The organism is Vibrio sp. 1562, from assembly GCF_033340155.1.
GTDB lineage: Bacteria > Pseudomonadota > Gammaproteobacteria > Enterobacterales > Vibrionaceae > Vibrio > Vibrio alginolyticus.
Genome location: NZ_JAWOVY010000003.1, coordinates 165,708 through 179,404 on the forward strand (window position 1 = coordinate 165,708; position 13,697 = coordinate 179,404).

General features: G+C 42.2%; 12 protein-coding genes. 7 read left to right on the forward strand and 5 right to left on the reverse strand.

Features of this window, described 5'->3' with window-relative positions; genetic code table 11:
* Window positions 1–416 precede the first annotated feature (416 nt).
* Complete coding sequence (locus tag R7Z49_RS04230) at window positions 417–1,748, forward strand: anaerobic C4-dicarboxylate transporter (protein ID WP_005376060.1); 1,332 nt, start codon at window positions 417–419, stop codon at window positions 1,746–1,748.
* 87 nt (window positions 1,749–1,835) lie between these two features.
* Here R7Z49_RS04230 and R7Z49_RS04235 read toward each other — a convergent pair whose 3' ends face one another.
* Entirely contained in the window at window positions 1,836–2,324 is a 489-nt protein-coding gene (locus tag R7Z49_RS04235; RefSeq protein ID WP_005387978.1) for an NYN domain-containing protein, read from the reverse strand.
* 119 nt (window positions 2,325–2,443) lie between these two features.
* On the opposite strand from R7Z49_RS04235, the gene R7Z49_RS04240 reads away from it, so the two are divergent.
* Complete coding sequence (locus R7Z49_RS04240) at window positions 2,444–2,884, forward strand: DUF4174 domain-containing protein (protein ID WP_017820187.1); 441 nt, start codon at window positions 2,444–2,446, stop codon at window positions 2,882–2,884.
* Between the two features lie 16 nt (window positions 2,885–2,900).
* Here the strand turns inward: R7Z49_RS04240 and cobA are convergent, their stop codons facing one another.
* The 4 genes from cobA to nirB all read right to left on the reverse strand — a co-directional run bounded on the left by cobA (window position 2,901) and on the right by nirB (window position 7,780).
* A complete protein-coding gene (cobA, locus tag R7Z49_RS04245; RefSeq protein WP_054575960.1) occupies window positions 2,901–3,659 on the reverse strand; it encodes a uroporphyrinogen-III C-methyltransferase in 759 nt (252 codons plus the stop codon).
* 173 nt (window positions 3,660–3,832) lie between these two features.
* Window positions 3,833–4,684 carry a formate/nitrite transporter family protein gene (locus tag R7Z49_RS04250; protein ID WP_033907034.1) on the reverse strand — a complete coding sequence of 284 codons (852 nt, stop codon included), beginning with the start codon at window positions 4,682–4,684 and terminating at the stop codon, window positions 3,833–3,835.
* Window positions 4,685–4,878: 194 nt separating this feature from the next.
* A complete protein-coding gene (gene nirD, locus R7Z49_RS04255) occupies window positions 4,879–5,202 on the reverse strand; it encodes a nitrite reductase small subunit NirD (RefSeq protein ID WP_005387969.1) in 324 nt (107 codons plus the stop codon).
* A gap of 13 nt (window positions 5,203–5,215) precedes the next feature.
* Window positions 5,216–7,780 (reverse strand): nitrite reductase large subunit NirB, encoded by a 2,565-nt coding sequence (nirB, locus tag R7Z49_RS04260; protein ID WP_318111377.1) that lies wholly within the window; start codon window positions 7,778–7,780, stop codon window positions 5,216–5,218.
* A gap of 527 nt (window positions 7,781–8,307) precedes the next feature.
* On the opposite strand from nirB, the gene rnk reads away from it, so the two are divergent.
* The 5 genes from rnk (at window position 8,308) to R7Z49_RS04285 (ending at window position 13,694) form a co-directional block, all read left to right on the forward strand.
* On the forward strand, window positions 8,308–8,715 hold the full coding sequence (gene rnk / locus R7Z49_RS04265) for a nucleoside diphosphate kinase regulator (protein WP_005390213.1): 408 nt from the start codon (window positions 8,308–8,310) through the stop codon (window positions 8,713–8,715).
* Between the two features lie 238 nt (window positions 8,716–8,953).
* Entirely contained in the window at window positions 8,954–9,913 is a 960-nt protein-coding gene (locus tag R7Z49_RS04270; protein WP_025767735.1) for a GGDEF domain-containing protein, read from the forward strand.
* A 227-nt stretch (window positions 9,914–10,140) separates the two neighbouring features.
* A complete protein-coding gene (locus tag R7Z49_RS04275) occupies window positions 10,141–11,127 on the forward strand; it encodes an ABC transporter substrate-binding protein (RefSeq protein ID WP_005376042.1) in 987 nt (328 codons plus the stop codon).
* Window positions 11,128–11,260: 133 nt separating this feature from the next.
* Window positions 11,261–12,466, forward strand: coding sequence for a GGDEF domain-containing protein (locus R7Z49_RS04280; RefSeq protein ID WP_226977227.1), 1,206 nt, complete (start codon window positions 11,261–11,263; stop codon window positions 12,464–12,466).
* A gap of 235 nt (window positions 12,467–12,701) precedes the next feature.
* Entirely contained in the window at window positions 12,702–13,694 is a 993-nt protein-coding gene (locus tag R7Z49_RS04285) for an LLM class flavin-dependent oxidoreductase (RefSeq protein WP_005376038.1), read from the forward strand.
* Window positions 13,695–13,697 lie beyond the last annotated feature (3 nt).

Sequence of the window (13,697 nt, forward strand, 5' to 3'; positions counted from 1 at the left end):
GGCTTATTGTAGTTGTATTCATTCTGACACCTTTATACCCAAGCACTAATCGCAATGCAAACTATTATCCTTTGCGTTTTCATAACAAAGAAACACTCTTAGGGTTAGCTATGACTGTATTTCCGCGTTCTGTGAAACTGTAAGGTCTGGTTACGTATGCGATGAATAGCAACAAACTCTTAAACCTCTTCGCATTTAACGCTCACATGATCGCAAAAATACACAGCATAAAAACACCCTGATAAAACTGTGTTAACAGTTCACCTGTGTAGCGTGAGTTATTGCCAATAATTGAATATTGCTGTTTCTTATCCAGCGGATTGTGAACAACATGAAGTATTTTCTTTCTGAATATCGAGACAATACAAAGAGGTAATTTGGCTATGTAGCCCTCTGTTTTGAATAAGGAAATCCACATGTTGTATCTTGAGTTTCTATTTTTGCTCGTGATGCTGTATATCGGCTCACGTTATGGTGGTATAGGCCTTGGGGTCGTATCCGGAATTGGCTTGGTGATTGAAGTCTTCATCTTTAAGATGCCGCCAACCTCTCCTCCTGTCACCGTCATGTTGATCATTTTAGCGGTGGTAACATGTGCTTCCATTCTTGAAGCCGCTGGCGGTTTGAAATACATGCTGCAAGTTGCCGAGCGTGTGCTTCGTAAGAACCCAAAACGCGTCACCCTTATTGCTCCGTTCGTGACTTACTTTATGACCTTCCTACTTGGTACAGGTCACGCGGTTTACTCTATCATGCCAATCATTGGCGACGTTGCGCTTAAAAACGGCATTCGTCCAGAGCGTCCTATGGCTGCCGCTTCTGTCGCCTCTCAAATCGCAATCACAGCCTCGCCAATTTCAGCGGCCGTAGTTTACTACTTGGCGCAACTCTCTGATATTCAACACGAGATCACTCTGCTCTCAATTCTGCTCGTTACTGTACCTGCAACCTTATTCGGTACGTTGTTGATGTCACTTTACAGCCTAAAGCGTGGTAAAGAACTAGACGACGATGAAGAATACCAAGAGCGTTTGAAAGATCCTGTGTGGAGAGAAAAAATCCTCAACACAACTGCAACGTCTCTTGATGAAGTACTACCAACAAGTGCTCGTAACTCTGTATTGCTGTTCATTGCATCGATCTTGGTTATCGTCGTTATCGCGATGTGGCCAGACATTCGTACCATCGTAGATGGCTCGAAGCCAATCAGCATGGCGGTTGTGATTCAAATGATGATGCTCTGCTTCGGCGGTATCATTTTGCTTGCGACCAAAACTGACCCGCGTGACGTACCAAATGGGGTGGTATTTAAATCTGGTATGGTGGCGGCGATTGCTATCTTCGGTATTGCATGGATGTCAGATACCTACTTCCAGTACGCTATGCCTCAATTTAAATCCGGCATCGTAGAGATGGTAACCAACTACCCTTGGACATTCGCGCTTGCGTTATTCATCGTGTCGGTTGTGGTGAACTCTCAAGCTGCAACGGCTCGCATGATGCTACCTGTTGGTCTCGGCTTAGGTTTGGAACCTGCGCTGCTTATCGGCTTGATGCCAGCGGTATATGGCTACTTCTTTATTCCCAACTACCCTTCAGATATCGCGACTGTGAACTTCGATACCTCGGGCACAACTAAGATTGGTAAGTGGTACTTCAACCACTCATTCATGTCTGTGGGCTTAATCGGCGTGATTGGTGCGTGTTGCTTGGGTTACTTGCTAGGGCAAATGATCATTCCTTCGTAACTAGCCAAATCAACGATAAATTAGAGGCGAGTCATTGTACGTTTTCGTACAGCCTGAGTGACTCGCCTTTCTTTATTGCACTATTAACTACAGCAAGAAATCGTCATCAATCGCGACAAAATTGTCGGCACAATCAATCAGAGTTTGAGATGTAAGTTTAGGTACACCATAAACGGTCACCGTTTTATTGAAGCGCTGCTGAATTCTCTCTACTAGCAGACTAAAGTCTCCATCTCCCGAAACTAGAATCACTTCCTCAACTTCGGGAGCAATTTCAATTGCATCGAGAGTAATACCCACATCCCAATCGCCTTTCGAGCTGCCATCACGACGCTGGATGTAGGGTTTAAGCATCACCTCAAATCCAACACCGCGTAAAATGTGATGAAACTGACGTTGTTTTGGATCGTTACTCGCGATGGCATAAGCACGAGCACTTACCACCTCTTTCCCTTGTGTGGCGACATACCAAAACTGGTTGTAATCAAAATTGCTTCGATACGCTTCGCGACAGGTGTAATACACATTCTGTACATCAACCAAAATGGCGATTTTTTGTTTGCTTTCCGAACTCATCTATTTCTACGCTCAATTTATTTGCTGCCTACCCTATGCCAGTTTTGGAAAAAGCACAATGAGCCAATTCCACTAAACTTAACGTATAAAAAGTTATTTGGGTTTCTAGGGGAACTGTCATGGGCGGAAAGTTACTAGTGATACTGCTTTCTTGTATCTTGTCATCGACAGCATTTGGTTATCCAGCGCACTCCAAATACTGGCCACATAGAAGTGTGCTCTACTTTGCGCCGGAAAATGATGAATACGTCAAACAATTCTTGCTAGAAACACTTATGAATGAGTGTGAGTTGGAAGACAGAGATGTCGTCACACTGGTCATTACAGAACAAGGTTATACCTTTCCTGCTTGGCTTAAAGAAGAGTTCGACCTAAAAATGCTAGCTCGTCTTTATGCGGTCGAAAAAGGTTCTCATACTGCTATTTTGCTTGGTAAAGATGGTCTAGAAAAGCACCGTTGGGGCGCAGAAACAGACTGGCCGTTTATCAACAACCTCATTGATCAAATGCCTATGCGTAAGCAAGAAATGCAGAGGCAACAAAGCCCCTGTAAAATATAGTCACTTCTGGGCAGTATTACTTTGCGAACCAATCCAACTTGTTGTGAAGTTGAGTCACGCTGCCAACCACAATCAATGCTGGGCTCACGGCTTGCTCTGCCATGATCGATAGCTCGTTCAACTTTCCTTGGAACACGCGCTGCTCTGGGCGCGTACCGTTTTCAATAATGGCGCATGACATCTCAGGATCTAACCCATGAGTGATCAGCTTATCCATAATATGGCCGCTTTGCTTCAACCCCATATAGAACACAAGTGTGTTGTTGGATTGCGCTAGTGAATGCCATTCAATCTCACGCCCATCTTTTTGTACATGACCAGTGATAAATTGAACACTTTGAGCATAGTCACGGTGCGTTAATGGAATACCAGCGTATGCCGTTGCACCCGCCGCCGCCGTAATACCAGGAACCACTTCGTATTTGATGCCAAATTCGGCTAGCTCTTCTAGCTCTTCACCACCACGGCCAAAGATAAATGAGTCCCCACCTTTTAGGCGCACAACGCGTTTACCTTCTTGCGCTTTCTGCACCAAGATTTGGTTGATTTGATCTTGAGGCACACAGTGAAAGTCTAATTTTTTACCTACGTAGATCATCTCTGCTGATGCGTGAGCCAATTCAAGAATGTCTTTCGACACCAATCGGTCGTACACCACAACTTCAGCCGCTTGAATGGCTTTTAAGCCTTTTACTGTGAGCAAATCAGGATCACCTGGACCTGCACCAACAAGAGAAACAAAGCCGCTGTTTAAAGATGAGTTAACAGTTGTCATATCAACGCCTATCGAAAATTTGGACATAAAAAGTAACACTCAAGTCATTAACTCAAGGTTAAAATCACCCCAAGGAGTTATTACTTTTTATAGTTAAATCAATACAATACTTATCGAAAGTTAAATGAGTTGAACAGCCCTACCTACCATAGGTAGGGCCAGATAAAAGCGGTTTATTTTGCGATTGCAGGCTCTGTTTTTACTTCTTCTTCAACTACGTTGATAGAAGGCGCTGTTTTTGCGTGAGTTAGGTACAGTGGAATACAAGTCATTACGAGACCACCGACAATATTACCTAGAATGGTTGGAATAAGGTTGAAGTTCAACCAAGTCGCGATACCAAAATCCGCACCTAGAATCATACCTAGTGGGAATAGGAACATGTTTACTACGGTGTGTTCAAATACTAGCGCAAAGAAGATGAAGATTGGGAACCACATCATTGCTACACGACCAGACACTGAACGTGCTGTCATGTTGCCGATAACGCCAAGACACACCATTAGGTTACAGAAGATGCCGCGTACGAAACACGTGATCCATCCGTCCATACCCATGTTTTCAAAACCAAGGCTACGCGCGGTAGAAACAGCGACAAATTTCTTCGCTACTGCGTTCAGTTCTAGAGAGAAGTTACCTGTTAGAGAGATAGCCACTAGGTAAGCAACGATCAGAGAACCGATAAGGTTACCCAAGCCTACAAGACCCCAACAACGGAAGATACGACCCCAAGTGATGCCCGGACGGTTCGCAAACTTAGCCAGAGGCGCTAGACCAAAAACACCGGTTACTAGGTCATAACCCATCACACTTAGAATTACGAAACCAACGGGGAAAACAAGTGCACCTACAAGGCCGATACCCGTTTGTACAATCGCGGTAATAGCAACCACCACCGCAAGCGAAAGAATAACGCCAGCCATCGTACCGCGAAGCAGAAGATCTCGCGTGCTTGTATTGGTTTTCGCTTCACCAACATTGATCATGGTTTGCACGAATTCTGCAGGCTTAAAATCAGTAGACATGAATGTGTCCTTATCCAAAATTGAAAGTTAAAAAGTTAAAGATTTAATAGAGAAAGGCTTCCCGTTGACACCTGAACGCTGTCTACAACACCTCGCTTCCCTGTTCCCCTGAGTTGATGCTTGGAAAGCCTTTGTCTATTAAATCTAGGTTTCAGTTCATTCCCTCCCCTAAGAGGAGGGAATGAAAACCAAGCTTACGCAGAGATTTCTACTTCGCCGTTTGTTACGCGGGTTTTGTACGCTTTCACGCTAAAACGCTCGTCTTCCATGCACGCACCTGTTGTCAGGTTAAAGCGTTGCTTCTTAAGTGGGCTAGCCACCCAAAGCTCGCCTTGGTGCTCACAGATCAAACCGCGAGAAAGCACGTTTGATTGGAAGAACGGGTCTGTGTTGCTGATCGCCAGCACTTCTTCTGCTTGTGTTGGGCGGAATACCGCAACTTGCTGACCATCAACCAGTGCACAAACACCCGTGCCCGGTACGATGTCGCTGATTTGGCAAATCTTTTCAAATGACATAATCAACCTTCCCTTATGCTTCAGTGATCGCTACGTGTAGGATGTCGCCTTTCGCTTCAGGGTGTTTTTCCGTGAAGGTTGCTGGGCGGTGCTGTTCACGCTCTTGTACAAACACGACGTTTTCATCGCGCTTGTCAGAGTTGATGAAGTGCGCGAAACGAGTCAGTTGTGATTCGTCGTTGATGGTCGCAGTCCACTCACACTCGTACTCGTCTACAAGCTTCGCTACGTCTGCCTCTAGTTGAGCGTTGATACCAAGCTTGTCGTTAACAATCACTTCGCGTAGGTAGTCAACGCCACCTTCCATGTTTTCCATCCAAACTGATGTGCGTTGTAGTGGCGCAGCAGTACGGATGTAGAACATCATGAAGAGGTCGATGTACTTGATTAGTGTTTCTTTATCTAGGTCACTTGCAAGTAGGTCTGCGTGACGAGGTTTCATGCCGCCGTTACCACATACGTACATGTTCCAACCTGCGTCAGTCGCGATGATGCCAAGGTCTTTACCTTGTGCTTCCGCACACTCACGAGTACAACCAGAAACACCGAACTTCATCTTATGAGGTGTACGAATGCCTTTGTAACGGTTCTCGATGTAAGAACCCAGACCAACAGAGTCTTGAACGCCGTAACGACACCAAGTTGAGCCCACACATGTCTTCGCCATACGAAGTGCTTTTGCGTACGCTTGACCTGTTTCGAAACCAGCGTCGATAAGCTTGCGCCAGATCTCTGGAAGATCGTCTTTTTGAGCACCAAACAGACCAATACGTTGAGCACCGGTTACTTTGGTGTATAGGTTGTATTCTGCTGCAACGTTCGCTAGTGCACTCAGTGCTTGAGGTGTTACTTCGCCACCCGCCATACGTGGGATAACAGAGTAAGTACCGTCTTTTTGGATGTTACCTAGGAAGTTATCGTTCGTGTCGTGCAGCTTAACCAGTTGTGGCTTAAGAATGTGCTCACCCCAGCAAGAAGCCAAGATAGAACCAGCCAGTGGTTTACAAACTTCACAGCCGTAACCTTTGCCGTATTTCTCTAGAAGCTCATCAAACGTTTTGATCTCTTCAATGCGGATTAGGTGGAACAGCTCTTGGCGTGAGTATGCAAAGTGCTCACACACGTCGTTCTTCACTTCGATACCAGATTTAGCAAGCTCAGCATTTAGAACAGAGGTCACTAGAGGAATACAACCACCACAGCCTGTACCCGCGCCCGTCACGGCTTTGATGTCGCCCAACGTGTGGTGACCATTAGCGACCGCTTGTGCGACCTTGCCTTTTGTCACGTCGAAACAAGAACAGATCACTGCGCTTTCTGGTAGAGCGTCTGCACCTAGTGCTGGTTTCTCAGCGCCTGCGTGTGCAGGAAGGATCAACGCATCCGGGTGTTCTGGTAGGTCGATTTCGTTCAACATAAGTTGAAGCAGGTCGCCGTAGTCAGACGTATCGCCAACCATAACCGCGCCAAGCAGTTTCTTGTTGTCTTCAGAAACGACAAGACGTTTGTAAACTTCTTGCTCTTCGTTCTGGTAAACGTAACTCTTACACCCTTCAGTACGACCGTTCGCGTCACCGATAGAGCCTACTTTCACGCCAAGAAGTTTCAGCTTCGCAGACATGTCAGCGCCTTCGAATTTGCTTTCTGTGTTACCTAGTAGGTGGTCAACAGCAACGGTCGCCATCTTGTAGCCAGGAGCAACAAGGCCGTAGAACATTTCGTTCCAAGACGCACACTCACCGATAGCGTAGATGTTCTCATCAGAAGTCTGACAATGGTCGTTGATAGCAACACCGCCACGAGGTGCCACTTCTAGCTCCATTTGGCGTGCTAGTTTGTCTTGTGGGCGAATACCTGCAGAGAATACGATGAAGTCTGTTTCTAGCTCTGAACCGTCAGCAAAACGCATAACGTTGCGTGCGTTTGTGCCTTCTGCCGCAATCTCAAGCGTGTTTTTGCTGGTGTGAACGTTCACGCCCATACGCTCGATCTTTTGACGAAGTTGGTTACCACCAGCCAGGTCAAGTTGCTCAGCCATTAGCTTTGGCGCGAACTCAACAACGTGCGTTTCTACACCCAGTGCTTTCAGTGCGCCTGCTGCTTCAAGGCCTAGCAGACCACCACCGACAACAACGCCTGATTTGCTCTTCTTCGCACACGCTTCGATCGCTTTAAGATCTTCGATAGTACGGTAAACAAAACAGTCTTTGCTTTCGTGACCTTTGATAGGTGGAACAAATGGGAATGAGCCAGTAGCAAGAATCAGCTTGTCGTATTGAACTTCTCGGCCAGTGCTTGAGTAAACAATGCGGTTTTCACGGTTGATGTTAATCGCGCGTTCGCCGATCAGCATGTTAATACCGTGTTTCTCGTAGAAGCCTTCTTTCACTAAAGAAAGTTCATCTGCAGTATGGTGAGAAAAGTAAGAGGAAAGGTGCACACGGTCGTATGCGACACGAGGTTCTTCACAGAAAACCGTAATGTCCATATTAGACATATCAGCTTTCTCGACTAAGTCTTCAATATAACGGTGCCCTACCATACCGTTACCGATGACTACTAGCTTCAACTTGCTCATTATAATTCCTAAGGGTTAGGTTCTTATCACTGAGCTCATTGTTAATTGTGAAAGAAAATTAATACATGATGTAAATCAATTACAATTTCAAACTACCCTAAAGGGGTAGATGAACGTATTTATCTGACTATTGCGAAATAAAAAGTAATTTATTAACGGATATTGGTAGTTTTAACAAACTGAGATAACCGAAGCCATGCTAGCAACGGACTATACCGTTTTGCTTTTATGAAGTTAGGCTGACCATCGAAACCGAGCACACCTACGATAAATCCTGCTTTGCTTCTAAACGACGCACTCACTTGACTTCACCGTTTCAAGGTGATCAGAGAACAATATCTGAAGTGATTGAAAGATTTAGAAAAATCAAGCTTCACAACAAAAATTTTTTACTAGCTAAGTCGCACTATAAAGACTAAAATCAGGTTTAGTTCATATGGAATAGCGTCCATATGATTGATACCGTAATTGACATATAGAGTGCCGTCCCATTTTTGTGAGGCGGCCTTTTATTTGGGAGTCATAAAATGTCAGAAAACAATTCTATCTACATCTCAAGCTTAGATATGAACCGAATCACGGCTTTGTTGGATAAAATGCCAAACATCGCAGCGGAGCTTGTGGAATTAGAAGCAGAGCTCGACCGAGCAACAGTTCTTGAGCCAGAACAAATGCCAGATAACGTGGTCACGATGAACTCGACTGTAGAGTTTAAATTTTCAGGTGAAGATAGAACCATGACAAAGACACTGGTTTACCCTTCTGAACTGAAAAGCAGTGATGATATCTCTATTTTTGCACCCGTAGGCAGCGCACTGATCGGTTTGTCTGTCGGCCAAAAACTTGACTGGCCAATGCCAAATAATCAAGTGAAGACAATTGAAATTGTCGATATCACATACCAACCTGAGCGTTGTGGTGCACTAAACCGCTAACCCTCAGTAGTCCCGGTGCAAAGGCCTCCATTTAAGACTTTGCACCAGGAGAGCCCCTCGCTTACCCCCTATTTCCTTCTTTGTTTTCCAAGCATTTACTTTACTGCTCTTAAGTAACATCACCGATTCTTTATTATTTACCGCATATTCAATATTTATATCTCCAAGCTCAATCATAGAAATTGCAAAGTATTTTTCGTATATTGTCGCTCCGAAAACGACGTAAATTATGCGCAAAATGGAAGAATATCTAACTCGAATTGCCTGCTTAGAAAAAGAAAATGAAGAGCTGAAGCGGAAGAATGCGCGACTACAAGAAAAGTTGAATGCTGCACTCGACAGTAATGGACTGTGTTTGTGGGAGCAGCATATTCCTTCAGGTACTTTGACGATATTCAATATGCAGTGGGGAAAAATGCTAGGTTATCAGCCCCATGAGTTAACCGCGACGGTTGAAACGTGGAAAAACAATCTCCACCCTGAAGATTATGATCTTGCGGTGGGTGCATTTGAAGATCACCTAGCAGGCAAGACCGACCTTTATGAGGTAGTGCATCGCATGATTCATAAAGACGGCAGTGATAGCTGGGTCTACGATCGAGGGCGCATCGTCGAGTATGGTTCTGATGGCGAACCACTACGGATGATGGGTACTCATATCGATATTACAAAAGAAAAGCGTTATGAGCAGCAACTGGCCAAGTTGGCTTCGAGTGATCCATTGACTGGATTGTTAAATAGAAAAGCAATTGAGGAAAACTTTAATCATCAACCTCAAACCGAACCGTCTCAGCAGTCTGCTTTAGTGTTTGTTGATATAGATAATTTTAAAGCAGTTAACGACCAGCTAGGCCATCATACTGGCGACACCCTCCTCATCAATATCGCCAATAGCTTAACAGAGCTTGCGTCAAGCAAGTCTCAAGTTGGACGCATAGGAGGCGATGAATTTGTTATCTTAAACTGGCATTCAAGTCGAGAGGAAATATCCCAACTTTGCAATCAACTCTTAGATTCAATCATTCCAGCGATAAATCAAGACTTACATAAAGTAACGATAGGAATGAGTATCGGTGTTTGTCTCTTTAACAAAGGAAAGCAACCGTTTAATGAAGTGTATCAAAAAGCCGATCACGCAATGTATGAGATAAAGAAAAATGGCAAAAATGGAGTACAATTTTTCAACTTAAAAAGTTGATATCTCTCCATAAATCATCATGTTATGAAATCAGTCATTTGCTACAACTTGAACTAACTAAAGATAAATTCTTTATATCTAAGCCAGTTACCGAAATTACCCCTAGGTACTCATAAATTTGGCACGATACAAATAAATCCCCTCCTCTCCTAGCATCAACCCAATAAGCAACTACACTCATTTAACTGATAGATTAATTACTACTATTATGAAGGGAGTTGTTTTTGATGGATACAAAACAGATTTCTACAGTTATCATAATTTTAGTTCTTTCTGCATTAGTAGTTGCTTATTTAAAGTTAACAACGGTATCAAATGCTATCCACAAACCTACAACAATCGGTATATCTAAGACGCCTCTGTCAGCCCCTTTTATCATTGCAGAGCACATAGGTGCGTTTGAAGAAAACGATTTAAACGTCGAACTTATCATGTGCTTTGGAGGGGTCGAATGTTCAAACCTACTTCTAGAAAACCATGTTAATTACGCCACTTTTTCTGAAAGCGTACTGATGTTTAAAAGCTTTGAATACAAAGATTTAGCATTAATCACTTCTTTTGCATCTTCTACGAATGATATTAAGCTGCTAACTAAAAAGCGGTCTGGCATAGAAAGTATAGATAAATTACCAGGAAAAAAGGTTGGTGTAATAAAAAAGAGCGCTAGCGAATATTACTTAGACTTGTTGCTACAGGTAAATGACATTGATTTAGAAAAAGTAGAAAAAATATCATCAACAACGCAGGTTATTATAAATCATTTAATGCAAGGAAACGTCGATGCAATATCTACTTGGGAGCCATACGGATTTATGGCCAAGAATAGAATAAATGAAGAAGTAAAGAACATAGGAATTATTGGCGTGTATAAACTTTACTTTTTGCTTGTATCAAAAGAAATACACATTGAAAAATCAGATCAAGAAGTAATGAAAATAATAAAGTCACTTCATCACTCAATTAACTGGATGGATAAAAACCCTCATTTAACAATGAAAATACTATCACAAAAACTTAACACAACAGTTGAAGAAATATCTTGGAGTTGGGATGATTATAACTTTCGATTAAATTTAACGAATTCTTTATTATTTACATTACAATCAGAAGCTAATTGGGCATTAAAACAAAACTATGTAGAAGGACAGATTCCAAATTACAGAAAAATATTTAAAGAAAACTATATCAATTCATATTTTGATGGTCTAGATTAAAATGCATCGTTCGTTAAACCACTATTTAGCATCACTATTCAGTCTAAGCGTAATACTATGTATCAGCGTTATAGTATACATAAGCTTCATAAAAATAGAAGATTATAAAGCCAAGAAACAATTAAACCAAATAATGGACATACAAATATCATTAGAGTCATTAAGTAGTTATCTTTGGGCTTACACTCAAAATAGGGGAAAAAACAATTTCACACAATTCATGATTTCTCATAACAAATTAAACGAATTATTATCTCAAAATGAAGATGTTTTATACCTTACTAAAGACCTAAAAAAAATGAATCTCGAACTGTATTTTTTAGTTCAATACGAAAATAATCATTTACTAGACAAAGATCGCCATTATGATTCAGTCGTAAATTATAATAAATCAAATCCTGTCATACAATCCAGAATAAACATTGTATCCCAGGATATGAATAATGAAATAATATATATTTATAAAAAAATACTTAATAATAAGTCTACAAAACTACAAAATTTAAATTATTACACTCAAGCAGGTATTATTTTTATCTCTCTGGTTGTTATGCTATTATGCTTTTATATAAAAATAAAGTTCAAGAGAAGCTTTCAAAGGTTTATAAATGGAATAAAACAATTAAGCAGGTCAAATTTTGACTATAAAATCCCTTCAGAAAATCAATTCACGGAATTTGAAAATCTGTCTTGTTACTTCAATAAAATGGCGGCATTGTTAAACCACACAACAATATCAAAATCAAAACTTAAAGAAGAAGTAGAGAATCAAACTTCAGTTCTAAATCGTCAAAAAGAAAGTTTGGTATTTTTGTCTGAGCACGACTCCTTAACTAATATCTACAATCGTCGAGCAATAGAAAAACATTTGATCCAGCTTACGCGTAATTTCAGAGGCAGTGAGAATAGTTTTAGTTTGTTTTTTATAGATTTAAATTTATTTAAGGATATTAACGATAGCCATGGCCATGAGGCAGGTGATGCAGTGTTAAAATCTGTAGCTAGTAGATTATCAAGTATTATCGACGAATCAGACATGGTAGGCCGCTTTGGTGGAGATGAATTTATTATTATTCATCGTTCACACACAACAGGTACGTCTCTGTCTGCATGTGCACTACGCTATATCCAAGAAATAGAAAAAGTAATTCATTTTAAAGGTAAAGAGTTATGCGTCGGAGCTAGCATTGGTATTGCACTCTATCCTGAGCATGGGTCGAATGTACATGAATTATTAACAGCGGCAGACAAGTCTATGTATCAGTCAAAACGTTCTAAAGCTAGCTCGTTCACTATTGTCGACAACAGCAGTTCGCTGTTAAAGAGGCCTATGTTTTAATCTAAAGTAGCTGTGGAAACGTTCTACATGCGAATATTCAACGACATCGACCACTGTGGCCACTTACAGTAATAAAGCCGCTTTTATCACATAGCAAAAGCTAAACTCGTAAGCTAAACGCTCTCCAGGCATTGAAGAAAAATAATCCATTGTGAATGGTTAATCCTCCCCTTTTAAACGTCAACTTTCACCACCATATGATAGTTAAGATTCATTAACAGGCTATAACTATCCTATGTCTTTTCCTCGTTTATCTGTTCTGGATTTGGCACCCGTGTCCGACGGAACAAACTTCACCGAAACGTTCGAACGCTCCGTTGAATTAGCTCAATCAATCGAGTCCTGGGGCTATCATCGGTTTTGGATGGCTGAACACCATAACATGCCCGACATCGCCAGTGCCGCAACCAGTGTATTACTCAGTCATATTGGAGCGCACACGAACTCGATCCGTTTAGGATCAGGTGGAATCATGTTACCTAACCATGCACCACTAGTTATTGCAGAGCAATTCGGAACGTTAGAGGCATTATACCCTGGTCGTATTGACCTCGGATTAGGACGCGCACCAGGCACCGACTACCAAACAATGCATGCATTAAGGCGGGAACCAGAGCATATGGATCCTGACTTTGAAGAGCTGTTGGAGGAGCTTAATTTCTTTCTTGGTCCCGTATCTCGAAATCAACCAGTCGCGGCTTATCCAGGTAACAACACATCTCTGCCGATTTGGCTTCTGGGGTCGAGTACATACAGCGCACGTTTAGCAGCTAAGAGAGGCTTACCTTTCGCATTTGCTGCACACTTTGCTCCAGATGCAATGTCTCGTGCTCTAAACTTTTATCGAGATGAGTTTGTCCCATCCGAGCATTTAGCTCAACCCTATGTGATGATTTGTGCCAACGTTATCGTAGCGGATACTCAGTCACATGCAGATTTTCTCGCGACAACAGAGAAGCAAAAATTCTTAAAAATGATTCGCGGCAATCGCGAAAAACTTCGCGCACCAGTGAAAAGTATGGCACCACTATGGTCAGCACAGGAAAAGCTTCACGTTGAAACTCAATTACGTGAATCTATCCATGGTGATCAAACATATGTAAGACAGAAAATTGAGAAACTTTTGGAACGCACTGGGGCAGATGAAATTATGGTAAACACGATGGTGTTTGAACAATCTGAGAAGTTGAGATCCTACAGGTTACTATCGGAACTCATGGACAAGTAAAAG

Bases quoted from the DNA above. Each gene is read 5' to 3' on its own strand.
- cobA (WP_054575960.1), bottom strand. From the start codon at position 3,659: ATGACAACTGTTAACTCATCTTTAAACAGCGGCTTTGTTTCTCTTGTT.
- R7Z49_RS04285 (WP_005376038.1), top strand. From the start codon at position 12,702: ATGTCTTTTCCTCGTTTATCTGTTCTGGATTTGGCACCCGTGTCCGAC.
- rnk (WP_005390213.1), top strand. From the start codon at position 8,308: ATGTCAGAAAACAATTCTATCTACATCTCAAGCTTAGATATGAACCGA.
- R7Z49_RS04230 (WP_005376060.1), top strand. From the start codon at position 417: ATGTTGTATCTTGAGTTTCTATTTTTGCTCGTGATGCTGTATATCGGC.
- R7Z49_RS04280 (WP_226977227.1), top strand. From the start codon at position 11,261: ATGGACATACAAATATCATTAGAGTCATTAAGTAGTTATCTTTGGGCT.
- nirB (WP_318111377.1), bottom strand. From the start codon at position 7,780: ATGAGCAAGTTGAAGCTAGTAGTCATCGGTAACGGTATGGTAGGGCAC.
- R7Z49_RS04240 (WP_017820187.1), top strand. From the start codon at position 2,444: ATGGGCGGAAAGTTACTAGTGATACTGCTTTCTTGTATCTTGTCATCG.
- nirD (WP_005387969.1), bottom strand. From the start codon at position 5,202: ATGTCATTTGAAAAGATTTGCCAAATCAGCGACATCGTACCGGGCACG.
- R7Z49_RS04275 (WP_005376042.1), top strand. From the start codon at position 10,141: ATGGATACAAAACAGATTTCTACAGTTATCATAATTTTAGTTCTTTCT.
- R7Z49_RS04250 (WP_033907034.1), bottom strand. From the start codon at position 4,684: ATGTCTACTGATTTTAAGCCTGCAGAATTCGTGCAAACCATGATCAAT.
- R7Z49_RS04235 (WP_005387978.1), bottom strand. From the start codon at position 2,324: ATGAGTTCGGAAAGCAAACAAAAAATCGCCATTTTGGTTGATGTACAG.
- R7Z49_RS04270 (WP_025767735.1), top strand. From the start codon at position 8,954: ATGGAAGAATATCTAACTCGAATTGCCTGCTTAGAAAAAGAAAATGAA.